The sequence below is a fragment of the Neptunomonas sp. genome (assembly GCF_041601355.1).
Lineage (GTDB): Bacteria > Pseudomonadota > Gammaproteobacteria > Pseudomonadales > Balneatricaceae > Neptunomonas.
In genome coordinates this window covers 1-15,181 of sequence record NZ_JBFIIH010000105.1, presented here as the reverse complement: position 1 = coordinate 15,181, position 15,181 = coordinate 1, and the positions used below count along the sequence as shown (strand labels likewise).

Here is a 15,181-nt window from a genome sequence, read left to right as displayed (position 1 = left end):
GGTAAATATGGTGGGCCCACCAGGACTTGAACCTGGGACCGACGGATTATGAGTCCGGCGCTCTAACCAACTGAGCTATAGGCCCTAAAAGAGTCGCCAATAATACAGATTCTGAATCATTGGCGCAATAGATTGATATGCAAAGAGAAAACTATTCGTCCAAGAAGCTGCGTAAGTGATCAGATCGGCTTGGGTGGCGTAGCTTTCTGAGTGCTTTTGCTTCAATCTGACGGATACGTTCACGTGTTACGTCAAACTGTTTGCCTACTTCTTCAAGAGTGTGATCGGTATTCATATCGATACCGAAACGCATTCTCAGAACTTTGGCTTCACGTGCTGTGAGTCCGGCCAGTACTTCTCGTGTCGCTTCACGCAGGCCTTCGCCGGTTGCAGAGTCGACAGGGGAGGTGTGGTTCCCGTCTTCAATAAAGTCGCCGAGACTTGAGTCTTCATCGTCGCCAATCGGCGTTTCCATCGAAATGGGTTCTTTGGCAATTTTCAGGACTTTCCTGATCTTGTCTTCTGGCATTTCCATGCGTTCTGCCAACTCTTCAGGGAGTGGCTCGCGCCCCATTTCCTGAAGCATCTGGCGAGAGATACGGTTCAGCTTATTAATCGTTTCGATCATGTGCACCGGAATACGAATGGTGCGCGCCTGATCCGCAATAGAACGAGTAATTGCTTGTCGGATCCACCAGGTAGCATAAGTTGAGAATTTGTAACCGCGACGATATTCGAATTTATCGACGGCTTTCATCAAGCCAATGTTACCTTCCTGAATGAGGTCGAGGAATTGCAGGCCGCGGTTGGTATATTTTTTAGCGATAGAAATAACCAGACGCAGGTTGGCCTCCACCATCTCTTTTTTGGCGCGTCGGGCATGCGCTTCACCGATGGATAAGCGACGGTTAATGTCTTTAATATCAGCTAGAGAGATCTGTGCTTCTTCTTCAAGTTGAATAAGCTTACGTTGGGCGCGTTGTAGGTCCGGCAAATTAATTTTGATTGCGCGTGAGTACTCAGCGCCAGATGCGGCCATTTTCTCTAGCCAGGCAGGATCTGTTTCGTTGCCAGGGAATTCTTTGATGAAGAATATTCTCGGCATTTTACAGCGCTGTACACAGATACGCATAATGGTGCGTTCTTGCAAACGAGTACGTTCGATAAATTTTCTTACTCGCGTGACGAGTGTTTCGTAGAAGCGAGGAGATAGTTTAATCGGAGAAAAGGAAGTAGCCAGCTGTTCCATTGCTTCGTTAAAAGCCTGGCTGTGACGACCTTCTTTTTCTATGGCTTCATAAACAGCCAGTAAATTATCTTTGATCAGAGTGAAACGGACGCGCGCTTCTTCCGGATCCGGGCCGCGATCACCCTCTTCTTCATCATCGCTGTCGCTGTCCTCGTCATCACTCTCGTCGTCATCATTGCTCTCATCTACTTCGGGCGCATTTTTCAATGCCTCTTCAGCTAATGCGAGAATGACGCTATCAGGGTCGATGTAGCCGCTGAATATATCGCTGAGGCGGCCTTCTTCCTGAAGTACCGAATTGTAAGCTTCAAGAATGATTTCCACTGATCCTGGGAAGCATGAAAGAGCCGACATGACTTCACGGATGCCTTCTTCGATGCGTTTGGCAATGACAATTTCGCCTTCGCGTGTCAGTAGCTCAACCGTGCCCATCTCGCGCATATACATGCGGACAGGGTCGGTAGTGCGGCCGGCATCTGACTCCACTGCGGCTAGTGCGGCAACGGCTTCTTCATCTGCATCTTCTGATGAATCGCCTTCTTTCATCAGAAGGGTTTCAGCATCGGGCGCTTCTTCAGACACAGGAATACCCATGTCATTGATCATGCGGATTATATCTTCGACCTGATCGGGATCGGCGATGTCTTCAGGCAGGTGATCATTCACCTCAGTATATGTGAGATAGCCTTGTTCTTTACCGCGAGCTATCAGTTCTTTGAGACGAGATTGCTGCTGAGAGATGCCAGTCATAGATGTCCTACGATGATGCGATTTGAACTACAAAAAAAGTGAGCGCGACATTATAACGTTGAGCCCATGTCAAAGCTAGTTTTAACCCGTGTTGAGCGCTTTACAGGTATAACATTAGTCTATTTATAGATTGTTGGGATGAAATATAAAAAAACAACTGCTTATTTTCTGGATATTAGATATGTCAGGCGCTTTTTTTCATCATGACTCAGGGTTGAAAGTGATTTCTTTTGTAATTTCTCAAGTTCTGAGTCGTGCTGGCGTGATAAGAGTTTATTCCAGGCTTCGTCAAAGAGCTGGTTTGGATCGCCACTTAAAACCGGGTCCAGATGGGATATTTCGCTAAGTGCTAAAAGGTGTTTGTTGAAATTGGGGTCATCCCGCCAGTCGATAAGAAGCGGGCCGAGCGATACTGTTTGTGTCTGCTGGAGGTAATGGATCAATAAAGCGAGTAGTTCAATATGAGGCTCATTCAACGAGGAGAGCGCTTCTGGATTTTTGACTTTCGAGGCCAGGGCGGGGTGGTGCAATAACAAGGATATTATATGGCTGCACAAACTGGCTGTTTCTTTTGGAGTTGTGTTTGAAAATGGGTTTTGCGGCCTGAAAGTCGGTCTGCTGACTGATTCGTTCGGCGTTGCGATGGGCGGTGTGCTTTGAGTAAGGTTGATAGTGCTGTTAATTTGCTCGAGAGTAAGGCCGGTTACTTCGCATATTTTTTCCAGCATCATTTGTTGTAACAGGCTGGTTTTCATCTGCTGAATCAGGGGGAGTGCTTTGTTGCTGAATCTTGCCCGCCCGTCCATCGATGTCATGTCTACCTCTTCGGACAAGGATCGGAAAAAGAAGTCACTTAACTGCGGGGCTTCATTCAGGCGTTTTTCAAAACCTTGCTTCGATTCCTGGCGGATAAGTGTGTCCGGATCTTCGCCTTCGGGTAGAAAAAGGAAGCGTGCTTGCAAGCCGTCTTTAATGATGGGTAAGGCGGCTTCCAATGCGCGTTCGGCGGCTTTTCTGCCGGCATTGTCGCCATCAAAACAAAAAATGATTTCTGGAACAGTTTTGAACAAACGTTCCAGATGCTGGGCCGTCGTTGCTGTACCCAGCGTTGCTACTGCATAGGTGATTCCAAATTGCGCCAGGCTGATGACATCCATGTAGCCTTCAACAATAATAATGCGTTCCAGTTTTGTTGATAGCTTGCGTGCTTCGTAGAGTCCGTAAAGTTCGCGGCTTTTATGAAAAGTATCAGTTTCCGGTGAGTTCAGATATTTGGGCTTATCATCGCCTAGTACGCGTCCGCCAAAGGCTATAACGCGGCCACGCATATCGCGAATGGGAAAGATAATCCGTTCACGAAAGCGGTCGTATAGGCTATCTTTTTCTTCGTGCCTGATGAGCATGCCGCTGGTTTCAAGTAGCTGTTGTTCTTGTGGTGTTGTGCCAAGCGCTTTTAGCAGGTTATCCCAGCCCGGAGGTGCGTAGCCGATACCGAACAGGTGTGCAATTTTCCCCGTCAATCCACGTGATTTCAGGTAGGAAACGGCCTGGTCTCTATGTTGATGGGACTTTAATTGTTTTTGGTAATATGAGGCAGCGGCATCAAGAATGTTGTATTGCGCTTTGTATTCGTTTCGCTGTTGTTCCTGTTGCTCATCCCGTGGTACGTCAACACCGACAAGTTTGGCGACCTCTTCAACGGCTTGGGGGAACTCAAGGCGATCGTATTCCATCAGGAAGCCGATAGCGTTACCACCTGCGCCGCAGCCAAAGCAGTAATAGAATTGTTTGTCGGGACTAACGGAAAAAGAGGGAGATTTTTCCTGATGAAACGGACAAAGTCCTGAGTAGTTCTTACCGGACTTTTTTAGTTTAACGCGACCATCAATAAGATCGACTATATTGACGCGAGCTAAAAGGTCGTCAATAAAATTTTGCGGTATGCGCCCAGCCATATTTTACTCAATCATTGGTAATGATGAGGATCTTAACGTGTCAGACGCTCTTTTACGAGCTTTGAGACCATGCCCATATCGGCGCGGCCTTGTAGTTTAGGCTTTAATTCTGCCATTACTTTGCCCATATCCTGAGCTCCGCTCGCTCCAGTGGCGGCGATAGCTTCTTCCAGGGCCGTGTTTATTTCTTCATCATTCAGCGATTGCGGCAAGTAGGTTTTAATCACCTCCAGTTCTTGTCGCTCGATGTCCGCCAGGTCAGTGCGGTTCGCTTTGTCATATTGTGAGATTGAATCGCGTCGCTGTTTGGACATTTTATCCAATACAGAAATAATTCTTTGATCATCCAACTCAATACGCTCATCGACTTCGATGCGTTTGATTTCTGCCAAAATTAAACGAATAGTTCCCAGCAGTGCTTTGTCTTTTGCACGCATTGCTGCTTTCATCGCTTCAGTAATCTGTTTCTTGAGTACTGGCATTATGGCCTGGCCTGTGTTGGATAATGGTTAAATCTCGAAAAGGTGACGCATTCTGGCTAAATACTAGTACATGCGTACGCGACGAGAAATATCACGAGATACTTTCTTAGCGTGACGTTTTACAGCGGCTGCTGCTTTACGTTTACGAACGGATGTTGGCTTTTCGTAAAATTCACGTTTACGAACTTCAGCAAGAACACCTGCTTTTTCACAAGAACGCTTAAAACGACGAAGTGCTACATCAAATGGCTCGTTATCTTTTACTTTTACTGCAGGCATGTTTACTTAAACCTAACTTAAATGAATGATAAATACCTCAGTTGAGATCAGTTCCCAAATGAGGCGATAAATTTTACGACCAAGAGTGACAATTGTCAAAGTGATATTCGTGTAATTGAGAGGTATATAAGCGATAATGTCGGCGTTTTCAGATATTAAGTGAGTGATACAGTAAAGATGAAAGTTCTGGGGATCGAGACCTCCTGTGATGAGACTGGGGTCGCCATATATGATAATGACCAGGGGCTGCTGGCGGATACGCTATATAGCCAGGTTGCCATGCATTCTGAATATGGAGGGGTAGTGCCTGAGCTGGCGTCACGTGATCATATTCGCAAACTGTTACCTTTAATAAGTGAAACATTAAAACTGGCCGGTCTGAAAGCGTCTGAGATTGATGCTGTCGCCTATACTGCAGGGCCTGGTCTGGTTGGTGCACTGATGGTGGGCGCAGCTACGGGCCGCGCATTAGCGATGGGGTGGGATGTGCCGGCGATTGGTGTGCATCATATGGAAGGCCACTTGCTGGCACCGATGCTGGAAGAAAACCCGCCAGATTTTCCATTTGTGGCTTTGCTGGTGAGCGGTGGGCATACGCAACTCGTCAAAGTGACGGGTATTGGTCATTATGAGCTATTAGGTGAGTCGCTCGATGATGCCGCCGGTGAGGCGTTTGATAAGGCCGCTAAAATGCTCGGTCTGGATTATCCGGGAGGCCCTTTAATCGCAAAACTGGCTGAAAAAGGAGATCGTAAGCGTTTACGCTTTCCCCGTCCTATGACGGATCGACCCGGATTGGATTTTAGTTTTTCTGGTTTGAAAACTTTTACAATGAATACCATTAGCGCTCATAAAGTTGATGGGGTACTCTCCGGGCAGGATAAAGCCGACATCGCGGCAGCCTTTGAGGAGGCAACCGTTGATACGCTGACTATTAAATGCCGCCGTGCTCTGCAGCAAACCGGCTTGAAACAGTTAATTATTGCGGGCGGGGTAAGTGCCAACCAGCGTTTGCGTGATGCATTGGAAAAGATGGTTAAAAAAGAGAAAGCTCAGCTTTATTATGCACGTCAGGCATTCTGTACAGATAATGGTGCGATGATTGCTTATGCAGGTTGTCAGCGTTTACTGGCAGGTCAATCGAGTGATCTGGTAATTGAAGCCAGGCCTCGTTGGGCTATGGATTTGTTAGATGCGTGCTCTTAAATAAATATTTTGTGATTAGGTGGTCGTTGAGTGGATATTGTTTATATCAGTTCTCTGCAAGTAGAGACGGTTATTGGTATTTATGACTGGGAGCGTGAAGTTCGTCAAGTGGTGACCCTGGATCTGGAGATGGGTACTGATATAAGGCAGGCTGCTTTGACAGAAGATATCGATAGTACGCTGAACTATAAAAGCGTTTGTGATCGTCTGATCGAGTTTGTACAAGAAAGCGAGTTTTTATTGGTTGAAACTATGGCGGAAGAAATAGCCACTTTGGTCATGCATGAATTTAATGTGCCGTGGTTAAAGTTGCGCTTAGGGAAGCCGAATGCGATTTCACAAGCAGCGGATGTCGGTGTGATTATCGAAAGAGGGAAACGTTTCTGATGCCATGCGTTTATTTAAGTATCGGTAGTAATATTGAGAGATATAAACATGTAACCGCCGGTTTAGATATACTCAATACCTGCTTCTCTCCTTTGGTTATCTCGTCTGTTTATGAAAGTGAGTCTGTAGGGTTTAATGGTAGCCCTTTTTTAAATCTGGTGGTTGGGTTGGATACCGATCTTGAGATTGGCGCGTTGTCGGCTTTACTGAAAGGTATTGAGGATGACAATGGTCGGGTTCGGGGTGGGCCAAAGTTTGCTCCACGGACGCTGGATATTGATATATTAACCTTTGCCGATCAGGCAGGTTGCTTTGCTGGTGTTCAGGTGCCAAGAGATGAGATTTTGACCAATGCTTTTGTGCTTTGGCCGTTGGCTGAAGTGGCTCCACTTGATATGCACCCTGTTGTTGGTAAAAACTATCAGACGTTATGGCGTGAGTATGATAAATCCACTCAGAAGTTGTATCCGGTGAATTTTAATTGGCAGGGTCGTTTGATATCACGCTGCGCCTGATAGGCCCATGATTAGCGTGTATGGGCTTTGTTATTTAGTCTTGGCACATCTCTAGCTGCAGGCGCTTTATCTCATTGCCAAGTGCTGCGCCTGTAAAGCCTTTCTGAATCAGGTCACTTGGGTTAATTGCTTTAAGTCGCATTAGTAAGGCTTCAATTCCTTCGGTTTTTAATTCTTCCTGATAAAGTGCGCGGCTTAATAAACGGCAGGCATCAAGTATGCCGGAGAGGCGTTCCGGGCGACGGATCAGATCCAGCGCCTGAATTAAACTCAAACGCTGCCCGGCGGTTGCTTCCTGCCACGTGTGTAATAATTCAATCGCTTTAACTGTATGAATGCTTAGGTCTCGGTATTGGTTCGGTGTTTTTAATCGTTGGCAGGTATCGAGTAATGCGATCTCGGCGTTGGATCTATCCATAAAACAAAGCGTGCAGAGTGTTGCAAAGCGCACTTGGTTTTCAGTTTTATCAGTAAACAGCTGTTGCAGTGAGTCAGCGACCGGTGAGTTTATCAGCGCTTTGAATTCCGGAAAAAGTTTCTTAAGCGCATGACTGTTTTCCAGAACAAGAAAAAAGGTCAGAGGTGATTTTTCTCCTAAGGCTCGATCCAGTTCTTGCCATATTCGTTCTCTGGTCAGATGTTCCAGTTCGTCAGTGTCTGAAATTTCCTGCATGAGTTGCAGTGTCTCTGCTGCCAGAGTAAAGCCAAGATGAGCATAGCGAGCAGCAAAACGCGCGACTCTTAAGACGCGCAAAGGGTCTTCACTAAAGGCTGGTGATACGTGGCGTAATATCTTTGCCTCCAGATCGTGTTGTCCCCCATAAGGGTCAATAAGTTGTCCATCATTGGATAGTGCCATCGCGTTGATGGTCAGGTCTCGCCTGGAAAGATCTTCCTCCAGAGTGACGTCCGGGCTGGCGTGGTATTGAAAGCCGCTATAACCTTTTCCGCTTTTCCTTTCGGTGCGGGCAAGCGCATACTCTTCGCCGCTTGTCGGATGAATAAAAACAGGAAAGTCGCTGCCGACGGGTTTATATCCCAGAGTAAGCATGGCTTCGGGCGTTGCGCCGACCACCACCCAGTCTTTATCATAAACCGGATAATTGAGCAGTGTGTCTCTGACGGCCCCACCGACAAGATAGATATCCATAAAAGATCTTTAAATCCCGTTATTCAGATTCTATTTTTTCTGGTTGAGATGACGTCCAGGCTTCGAAGCCACCATCAAGACTACTGACGCGCTCAAAACCTTGGTGTACAAGATATTGTGCGGCCGATTGGCTGCTGATGCCGTGATAACAACAAACAATCAAAGGGGTTTCAAAGTTTGCTGCCATCATGAACTCATGCAAATTGTCATTCGACAAATTAAAGGCGCCGGGTATGTGGCCTTGTCGGAAGCTTTGAGTATCTCTGATGTCGACAACAACGGCACCCTTTTCAAGCCAGTCGATTGCTTGAGTAGAGTCGATGCAAGTATATTGATCCATAGTGATTATCCTGTCGCGAATGCTGATTTTTGTAAGCTAGGCGTATGATAGTAAGTTAAGTCATCCAGCCGCAGGGCAGTAAGTTTTAAGCCCCAGATGCAGCCCGTATCTAATGCATATACGTTATGAGTGTCTGCAGCGCCTTGTAGTGCAGCCCAATGCCCGAAAATAATATTTTCCCCGGCAGTCTTGCGGTGCGGGTGTTTATACCAGGGCAGAAAACCATCAGGTTGCGTTTCAAGGCCGCCTTTGGAAGCAAACTCAAGTTTACCCTCAGGCGTACAGAAGCGCATCCGCGTCAGATAATTGGTGATCGTACGCAGGCGCTTCCAGCCTTTCAGATCGTTACTCCATGTCTCCGGTTTATTGCCATACATATGCTCAAAAAAAGCGTGAGCTTTAGTTGAGCGTAAGGTGTTTTCGACTTCTTGCGCTCTTTTTTGTGCATTGTTGATTGACCAGTCTGGCGGTATGCCTGCATGGACCATGGTAAAGTTTAATACGGTATCGGTGTGCAGAAGCGGTTGTTGCTGTAACCAGTGCATCAGCTCTTCGCGATCAGGGGCGTTGAGTATCTCGTCCAGCGTATCACTCTTTTTTTTTCGTGTTATATCGTAATGAACCGCGAGGAGGTGCAGGTCGTGATTGCCAAGAACCATATGGGCCTGAACACCGAGTTCTTTAATGAAGCGCAGTGTTTGTAGAGATTTAGGGCCGCGGTTAACTAAGTCACCACATAGCCAGAGCTTATCATTTTGACTAAAATTAATCAGTCCAAGCAGGTTTTGAAACTCATCAAAACAACCCTGAATATCACCGATAGCATAGGTGGCCATAAGTCATCCTTTTCATACCCGGTTAGTGATTGAAATGACCTTGCATAGCTACCATTAATGCAAGGCGTTGGGTTGTGCTAATGTGAATGCAGGGATAGGGGCATTGAAGCGCTCACCTTCCGCTGTTTCCATGGTGTAATGGCCGAACATGCTGCCAACACGTGTGGCCAGAACGGTGCCGCTGGTATATTTGTAGCTGTCATGTGCGGGTATGACAGGTTGTTCGCCAACAACGCCTTCTCCTTCAATTTCCTGTACATGTTCATTACCGTCGGTAACGACCCAGCGACGGCTGAGTAGCTTTACGGCCTGGTTGTTTTCATTCGTAATTGTGATCTCATAAGAGAATACAAAGCGATGCGACTCCGCATCTGACTGATTTGGCAGAAAACGTGTGGCGATCTCGATTTTGATCAGGGTGCTGGGGTCAAGGTGATCCATGTCAGGTTTGTAGTCTCTATTGTGGTGTCAAAAAATCGGCAATGCTGATGAAGTCTTGCACTGATAAACGTTCCGGTCGCAAAGACGGATCAATCTGCAGTATTTCAAGTTGCTCTGTACTGATCAGTTCTTTTAAATTGTTGCGCAGGGTTTTGCGTCGATGCGCAAAGGCTGTTTTGACAATTTGTTTCAGAACCACTGGGTCTTTGGCGACAAAAGGCAGCTCTTGGTAAGGGGTGAGCCTGACAATCGCTGAGTCAACTTTGGGTACCGGGTTAAAAGCTTCAGGAGGAACAATAAATAAGGGTTCAACCTGGCAATAATATTGAGCCATGATGCCGAGGCGACCGTAGTTGTTTTCTCCTGCTTTGGCGGCGAGCCGGTCTACCACTTCTTTTTGTAGCATAAAGTGCATATCGACAATATCACCTGAATGGCTCAGCAGGTGAAAAATCAGTTGTGTCGAGATGTTGTAGGGCAGGTTGCCAACAATTCTGAGCGGACGGCCATCTTCGCGCAGGCTTTTGAAATCGAACTTCATGGCATCGGCTTCAAAAATACGAAAGCGATCCTCGTATCTGAAAAATTTCGTGCGCAAAATCGGTGGCAGATCGCGGTCGAGTTCGATGGCGTCTAATGCGCCGGCTTCAGCCAGAATCTCTTCCGTTAAAGCGCCTAATCCTGGGCCGATTTCGACCATATGATCAGAAGGGTGCGGCGCAATTGAGCGAATAATCTGTCGGATGATTCCCTGATCCTGCAGGAAGTTCTGGCCAAAACGTTTTCTGGCTTTATGCATAGCGGGTTGTTTATGACTCATGAATACTCTTTGAGTTGCTGCAGGTTGACTTGTTGCGGGCCATTTCGCCTGCGTAGTGAATGGCTAATTTAAGACTACCATAACTGGCATTCCCTGTACCGGCGAGATCCAGCGCGGTCCCGTGGTCTACCGATGTTCGTATAATCGGCATGCCCAGCGTGATGTTGACGGCGTTACCGAAGCCTTTGTATTTCAGGACGGGTAAGCCTTGGTCGTGATACATCGCCAGCACAGCATCGCAATGTTCAAGGTATTTCGGGGTAAATAGTGTATCTGCCGGCAGAGGGCCTTGTAACTGATAGCCTTGAATACGTAATTCATTTAGCACGGGCTCAATGGTGTCAATTTCTTCGCGTCCCATGTGGCCGCCTTCGCCGGCATGGGGGTTTAAACCAGCGATTATTATTTTGGGAGCGGCAATACCAAATGTATGTATAAGGTCATGCTGCAGTACTTCAATCACTTCTCGCAGAAGTGATTGTGTAATGGCACCGGAAACATGGCTTAATGGAATGTGAGTAGTGACGAGTGCGACTTTCAGCCCTTCGGTTGCCAGCATCATTACCACTTTTTTGCTAGCGGTGATCTCTTCTAAGAACTCAGTATGGCCAGAAAATGGAATGCCGGCATCATTGATGATTCCCTTGTGAACCGGTGCCGTTACCATGGCGTCAAAAAGGCCATTAAGGCAGCCATTCGCGGCTACCGATAAAGTCTCCAGAACATACCGGGCGTTTTTAGCATCGAGCTCTCCTGTTGTGACCGTGCGGCTAAGTTGTACCGGAAGTACTTTAATCGTACGCGCCAATGTGGGAGAGGGAGGCTCTTGTGGATTGAATTTCTCAATGACAATAGGTAGGTCTAACTGACGCGCACGCGCGTACAGCAATTCCGGATCACAAACAGCTATTAACTCATCAGCATGAGAGTACTGCACCATTTGAATAATCAGGTCAGGTCCGATTCCGGCCGGTTCACCGGCCGTGATGGCAATCCGCTTACATTGCTGCATTATGGTTTGATCTCATCTTTGATTTCAACGTAAGCAGCAGAACGCATTTCGCGTAACCAGTTTACCAACTCTTCAGAAAACTTACGCTTACTAATGGTAGATCTGGCCTGAGACTCCATGACCTGATCGCCCATATCCTGAGTTCTGCGGTCCTGCACCTGTAGTATGTGCCAGCCAAAACGTGACTCAAAGGGGGCGCTTAGCTCGCCAATCGGCGTGCGTTCCATCTCTTGTTCAAACTCAGGCACCATCTGTCCGGGGGAGGTCCAACTCAGGTCTCCACCTTCTGAACCGCTGGCTGGATCATCGCTGAGCTCTTTAGCGAGTTCTGCGAATGATTCACCTTCCTGCAGACGTGTATGAAGACGTTCTATGAGTCGCTGAGTTTGGGCTGGTGATCGTATCTCACTGGGTTTGAGTAAAATGTGACGAACTTTAGTTTGATTCACCAGCTGTACAGCGCCACCGCGTTTATCTCTTAGCTGGGTAATATAGAAACCGCTGGCTGCTTTGATCGGCTTACTAATGTCTCCCGGCTTCATGTTTCCTACAACCGCTGCCAGTGCTTCCGGTAATTCCGCCATTTTTCTCCAACCCAGGTCCCCGCCATTCAGTGCGTTTGGTGCACTAGAGGTCGCGATGGCCGTTTCTGCAAAGTCCGCATTATTGATAAGGGTTTGGTGAATTGAGTTTGCTTTTGCCTCAGCGGCCTGAATTTGCTCCGAAGATGCTTGTTCTGGAATAGAGGTTAGAATAATGCTGAGCAATAATTCAGATTGATTAGCCAGGGCGGCATCTGATTTCAGGAAGTTTTTGATCTCCTGATCTGATACGCGGATACGGCGGCTGACATTGCTTTGCTGAACCTGGGCAATTAGCATTTCGCGGCGGATTTGCTCGCGGGCAGTCGCATAGTCCTGACCTTCTGCAATGAGGGCTTGACGAAACTGAACCAAACTCATGCCATTTCGGCTGGCAATGTTGTTGATGGCGTCGTTGAGTTGACGGTCAGTGACTTTGATGCCTTGTTTTTCTGCCAACTGCAGCATCAGGTTGTCGAGTACTAATCGATCCAGGACTTGTGGTGCGAGGATATTGTCCGGCGGAATGCGTTGGTTACGGGCACTTAGCTGGTCGCGGATGATTTGCAGGCGTTGCTTAAACTCTGACTCCAATACGATATCATCATTGACGATAGCAACCACTTTATCCAGAGGCAGGGGGGCTGCATGAAGTGAGCTGCTAAGTATAAGAGAGGCCAGCGATACAAGGCCAAATTGACGAATTTTCATAATATTAGACTTAATCATTTATCTCTTCGCGTTGTTCAAAACCGGTTATTTTTTCGGCGAAATCAGATCCACCGCTACGTCCAAAGCTTCCTAATCCTTTGAGGACAAACTGCAAGTAAAGTGCCGTATCTTTTTCGTCTTCATCTGTTAACCAATGACGTGTGACTATCCGTGTTTTCCAGCAACAGCTTTCATATTCCAGACCAATAGCCGTGTCAATACTATCATTAGTCAGCCAATCATATTGCCAAACACCTAAAGCTGACCAGGTTTTGCTGACTGGCCATATGAATGCTGCTGTACTTTGTTCACGAATATCTTCTGAGAAACGATAACTGAGGCTGACGATACGATTGATATCGTCTTGATAACGGACGGCCACGTTGTGCTCGGTGGCCCGAACATCTTCGTGATCGAAATTCGCATTGAAATTGATGTTTAAGCGCTTATTCGGACGCCAGATGACGCTGGTAGCGATATCAGAAAAGTCTGAGGTGCCATCAGTGAGGGGGCTGTCGTCAAGCTCAACTGTGCGGTCATTATAGTAAATGGCCTGGCCAATACTGGCAGTAATCGCCTCGCGTCCTTTCTGGTCTATCAAGCGACTGGAGACGCCGAGTGATAGCTGTTGAGTGTCACCGATGCGGTCATAACCACTGAAGCGATTACTTCTGAATAAGGAGGCGTAATCAAAACTGTAAGTAGTAGTATCGAAATCAGGGACGGCCGATTGATCCTGTTCCGGTACATACAGAGCATATAGGCGTGGTTCAAGTGTTTGCTGGTAATGGGTATTAAACAAGGAATAGTCACGATCGAAAAATAACCCGGAATCGATGCTGATGACGGGTGCGCTTATTGATGGCGAGTCGTTCATGCCATCTACCTGATCATCTAAAGAGTATTGTGAGTGCCATAGCTTAATCGCGGGTTTAATATAGCCGCTTGCGCTGCGAAATGTTGCTGTAAGTTCAGGTTCGATATGTAAGCGACTACCGGTAACACGATCGCTGTCCGTCAAGTCGGTAATGTCCCTGTCAAACTGAGTGAGTTGCAATAAATAGCTGGCAGATAACCAGTCGGGGCCAAGTGTTGGGTCGCCGGATACTTGCAGTTGAGGCAGGCGACGATAAGGTGTGATGTTGTCCTCATCAATGGTCTGGTAGCTTTGCAATAAAAATTCGGATTGCCATTGATTTCCGTAATAGGTAACTGAACCGCTACGATTTAGATGACTTTCTTCAGCGGCATCTAATGTTGTACCAAGGTCGTCAAAGTAATCATCGTCACTGACGCTAAGGTAGTTGATTTTGGTTAGCCAGCGATCAGCAGGTTTCCCCGTGTGCTTAATGCCAAATAACCATCGGTCCTGGTTTGTTACACTGTCGTTGGGTAGATAAGCAGTGCTCAATGAGTTGGTGGAGTATGCATTCATGTATCTGAGTTCATTTTCCAGCAAAATACCTCTCTTTTCCAGAAAGCGTGGTGTCAGTGTATCATCAATATTGGGCGCGATATTAAAGTAGTAAGGGGTGCTTAAGTCGAGTCCTTCGGTGTCGGAATAGCGGATTGAAGGGTAAAGGAAACCGGTGTGGCGTTTGTCATCTATAGGGAACTGGAAATAAGGTAGATACAGCACGGGTATATCTGACACTTTAAGTGTTGCGTGCTTTGCCCAGCCAAACCCGCTTTCTTTATCTAAATGAATCTCTTTTGCGACAAGGTTCCATGTGTTGGAGTCTGGAGGGCACTGAGTGTAGTTGCCCTCTTGTATTGTGATAGTCGCGTCTTCATTTCGGGATATCTGAGCGACTGAGCCTCTGATATTGTTTTTGAATAAGACATATTCGGCGTCATTTAACGTTGTTTTTTTTGTATTCGTATTTGATTGAGCCGTTTTGCCTGTGAAGAGCAGACCTGGTTCTCGGTAAGTTGCTCCGCCGGAAATGTTGATATCTCCGGTTTCTTGGTTGATAGTGGCCGAATCGCTGTAGAGACTGCGTGAGCCTTGCACTATTTTAACGCTGCCAGTTAATTCTGTACCCAGACCCAGCTCAGTTCGTGCTTCAGATGCATCTACTATAATGGGCTTGAACTGGAAAGGTGTGCCATCATCTTCAGGTAGCGCTGGTTCTATATAGCGTCCGCTGCAATGGTTGGGAGATTGTCCCTTGGCATAAGGATACCAACCAAGATGTGCATACGCTGATTGAGGGAGAGAGGATTCTGATTGTACTTCAGTGTTGCTGGCTTTTGAGGGTGTCAGGTTATTTTGTGATTCACCCTGAGCTTCAATAGATGGAGTTTCAATAGTTGGAGTTTCAATAGATGGAGCTTCTATAGATAAAGTTTCTATAAATGGTGCTTCTATAAATGGCGCTTCTGTATGTGACGCTTTTGTAAGCGGCTCAGCAAGGGCTTCAGTTGAGGTTTCAGTTTGAGTCGTGGTCCCGGCAATAGGCGATGT

At 47.0% G+C, this 15,181-nt stretch carries 15 protein-coding genes and 1 tRNA gene; 3 read left to right on the top strand and 13 right to left on the bottom strand.

Annotation, left to right across the window (positions count from 1 at the left end; translation table 11 throughout):
- Positions 1-8: 8 nt before the first annotated feature.
- The 5 genes from ABY436_RS15115 to rpsU all read right to left on the bottom strand — a co-directional run bounded on the left by ABY436_RS15115 (position 9) and on the right by rpsU (position 4,715).
- Positions 9-85: transfer RNA gene (locus tag ABY436_RS15115), tRNA-Ile, on the bottom strand.
- A 66-nt stretch (positions 86-151) separates the two neighbouring features.
- Positions 152-1,999 carry an RNA polymerase sigma factor RpoD gene (gene rpoD / locus ABY436_RS15110; RefSeq protein WP_372739769.1) on the bottom strand — a complete coding sequence of 616 codons (1,848 nt, stop codon included), beginning with the start codon at positions 1,997-1,999 and terminating at the stop codon, positions 152-154.
- A gap of 161 nt (positions 2,000-2,160) precedes the next feature.
- Positions 2,161-3,954: a DNA primase gene (gene dnaG, locus ABY436_RS15105; protein ID WP_372739768.1), complete on the bottom strand. Its 1,794-nt coding sequence runs from the start codon at positions 3,952-3,954 to the stop codon at positions 2,161-2,163.
- Between the two features lie 32 nt (positions 3,955-3,986).
- Complete coding sequence (locus tag ABY436_RS15100) at positions 3,987-4,436, bottom strand: GatB/YqeY domain-containing protein (RefSeq protein WP_372739767.1); 450 nt, start codon at positions 4,434-4,436, stop codon at positions 3,987-3,989.
- Positions 4,437-4,499: 63 nt separating this feature from the next.
- Positions 4,500-4,715, bottom strand: coding sequence for a 30S ribosomal protein S21 (gene rpsU, locus ABY436_RS15095; RefSeq protein WP_028471240.1), 216 nt, complete (start codon positions 4,713-4,715; stop codon positions 4,500-4,502).
- Between the two features lie 177 nt (positions 4,716-4,892).
- Between rpsU and tsaD the strand changes: the two genes are divergently transcribed.
- Genes tsaD through folK form a run of 3 tightly spaced genes read left to right on the top strand, consistent with a single transcriptional unit; the run spans position 4,893 to position 6,823 of the window.
- Positions 4,893-5,921, top strand: a complete 1,029-nt coding sequence (tsaD, locus tag ABY436_RS15090) for a tRNA (adenosine(37)-N6)-threonylcarbamoyltransferase complex transferase subunit TsaD (protein ID WP_372739770.1) — start codon at positions 4,893-4,895, stop codon at positions 5,919-5,921.
- Positions 5,922-5,951: 30 nt separating this feature from the next.
- A complete protein-coding gene (gene folB, locus ABY436_RS15085) occupies positions 5,952-6,308 on the top strand; it encodes a dihydroneopterin aldolase (protein ID WP_372739766.1) in 357 nt (118 codons plus the stop codon).
- Positions 6,308-6,823 (top strand): 2-amino-4-hydroxy-6-hydroxymethyldihydropteridine diphosphokinase, encoded by a 516-nt coding sequence (gene folK, locus ABY436_RS15080; RefSeq protein ID WP_372739765.1) that lies wholly within the window; start codon positions 6,308-6,310, stop codon positions 6,821-6,823. The genes folB and folK overlap by 1 nt, the downstream gene beginning before the upstream one ends.
- Positions 6,824-6,857: 34 nt before the next feature.
- On the opposite strand, the gene ABY436_RS15075 is transcribed toward folK, so the two are convergent.
- From ABY436_RS15075 to ABY436_RS15040, 8 genes are all read right to left on the bottom strand, one after another.
- The gene (locus ABY436_RS15075) at positions 6,858-7,973 is read right to left on the bottom strand and encodes a hypothetical protein (protein ID WP_372739764.1); all 1,116 of its coding nucleotides are present in this window, start codon (positions 7,971-7,973) and stop codon (positions 6,858-6,860) included.
- A 19-nt stretch (positions 7,974-7,992) separates the two neighbouring features.
- Entirely contained in the window at positions 7,993-8,313 is a 321-nt protein-coding gene (gene glpE / locus ABY436_RS15070) for a thiosulfate sulfurtransferase GlpE (protein WP_090724542.1), read from the bottom strand.
- A 5-nt stretch (positions 8,314-8,318) separates the two neighbouring features.
- A complete protein-coding gene (locus ABY436_RS15065; RefSeq protein WP_372739763.1) occupies positions 8,319-9,149 on the bottom strand; it encodes a symmetrical bis(5'-nucleosyl)-tetraphosphatase in 831 nt (276 codons plus the stop codon).
- Positions 9,150-9,203: 54 nt separating this feature from the next.
- On the bottom strand, positions 9,204-9,590 hold the full coding sequence (gene apaG / locus ABY436_RS15060; protein WP_372739762.1) for a Co2+/Mg2+ efflux protein ApaG: 387 nt from the start codon (positions 9,588-9,590) through the stop codon (positions 9,204-9,206).
- A gap of 16 nt (positions 9,591-9,606) precedes the next feature.
- Positions 9,607-10,410: a 16S rRNA (adenine(1518)-N(6)/adenine(1519)-N(6))-dimethyltransferase RsmA gene (rsmA, locus tag ABY436_RS15055; RefSeq protein WP_372739761.1), complete on the bottom strand. Its 804-nt coding sequence runs from the start codon at positions 10,408-10,410 to the stop codon at positions 9,607-9,609.
- Positions 10,400-11,422, bottom strand: a complete 1,023-nt coding sequence (pdxA, locus tag ABY436_RS15050; RefSeq protein ID WP_372739760.1) for a 4-hydroxythreonine-4-phosphate dehydrogenase PdxA — start codon at positions 11,420-11,422, stop codon at positions 10,400-10,402. Before pdxA ends, rsmA begins: the two co-directional genes overlap by 11 nt.
- The gene (locus ABY436_RS15045) at positions 11,422-12,732 is read right to left on the bottom strand and encodes a peptidylprolyl isomerase (RefSeq protein ID WP_372739759.1); all 1,311 of its coding nucleotides are present in this window, start codon (positions 12,730-12,732) and stop codon (positions 11,422-11,424) included. Before ABY436_RS15045 ends, pdxA begins: the two co-directional genes overlap by 1 nt.
- The coding region (locus ABY436_RS15040; protein ID WP_372739758.1) for an LPS-assembly protein LptD at positions 12,725-15,181 on the bottom strand (2,457 nt) is incomplete at its 5' end. The genes ABY436_RS15045 and ABY436_RS15040, both read right to left, overlap by 8 nt.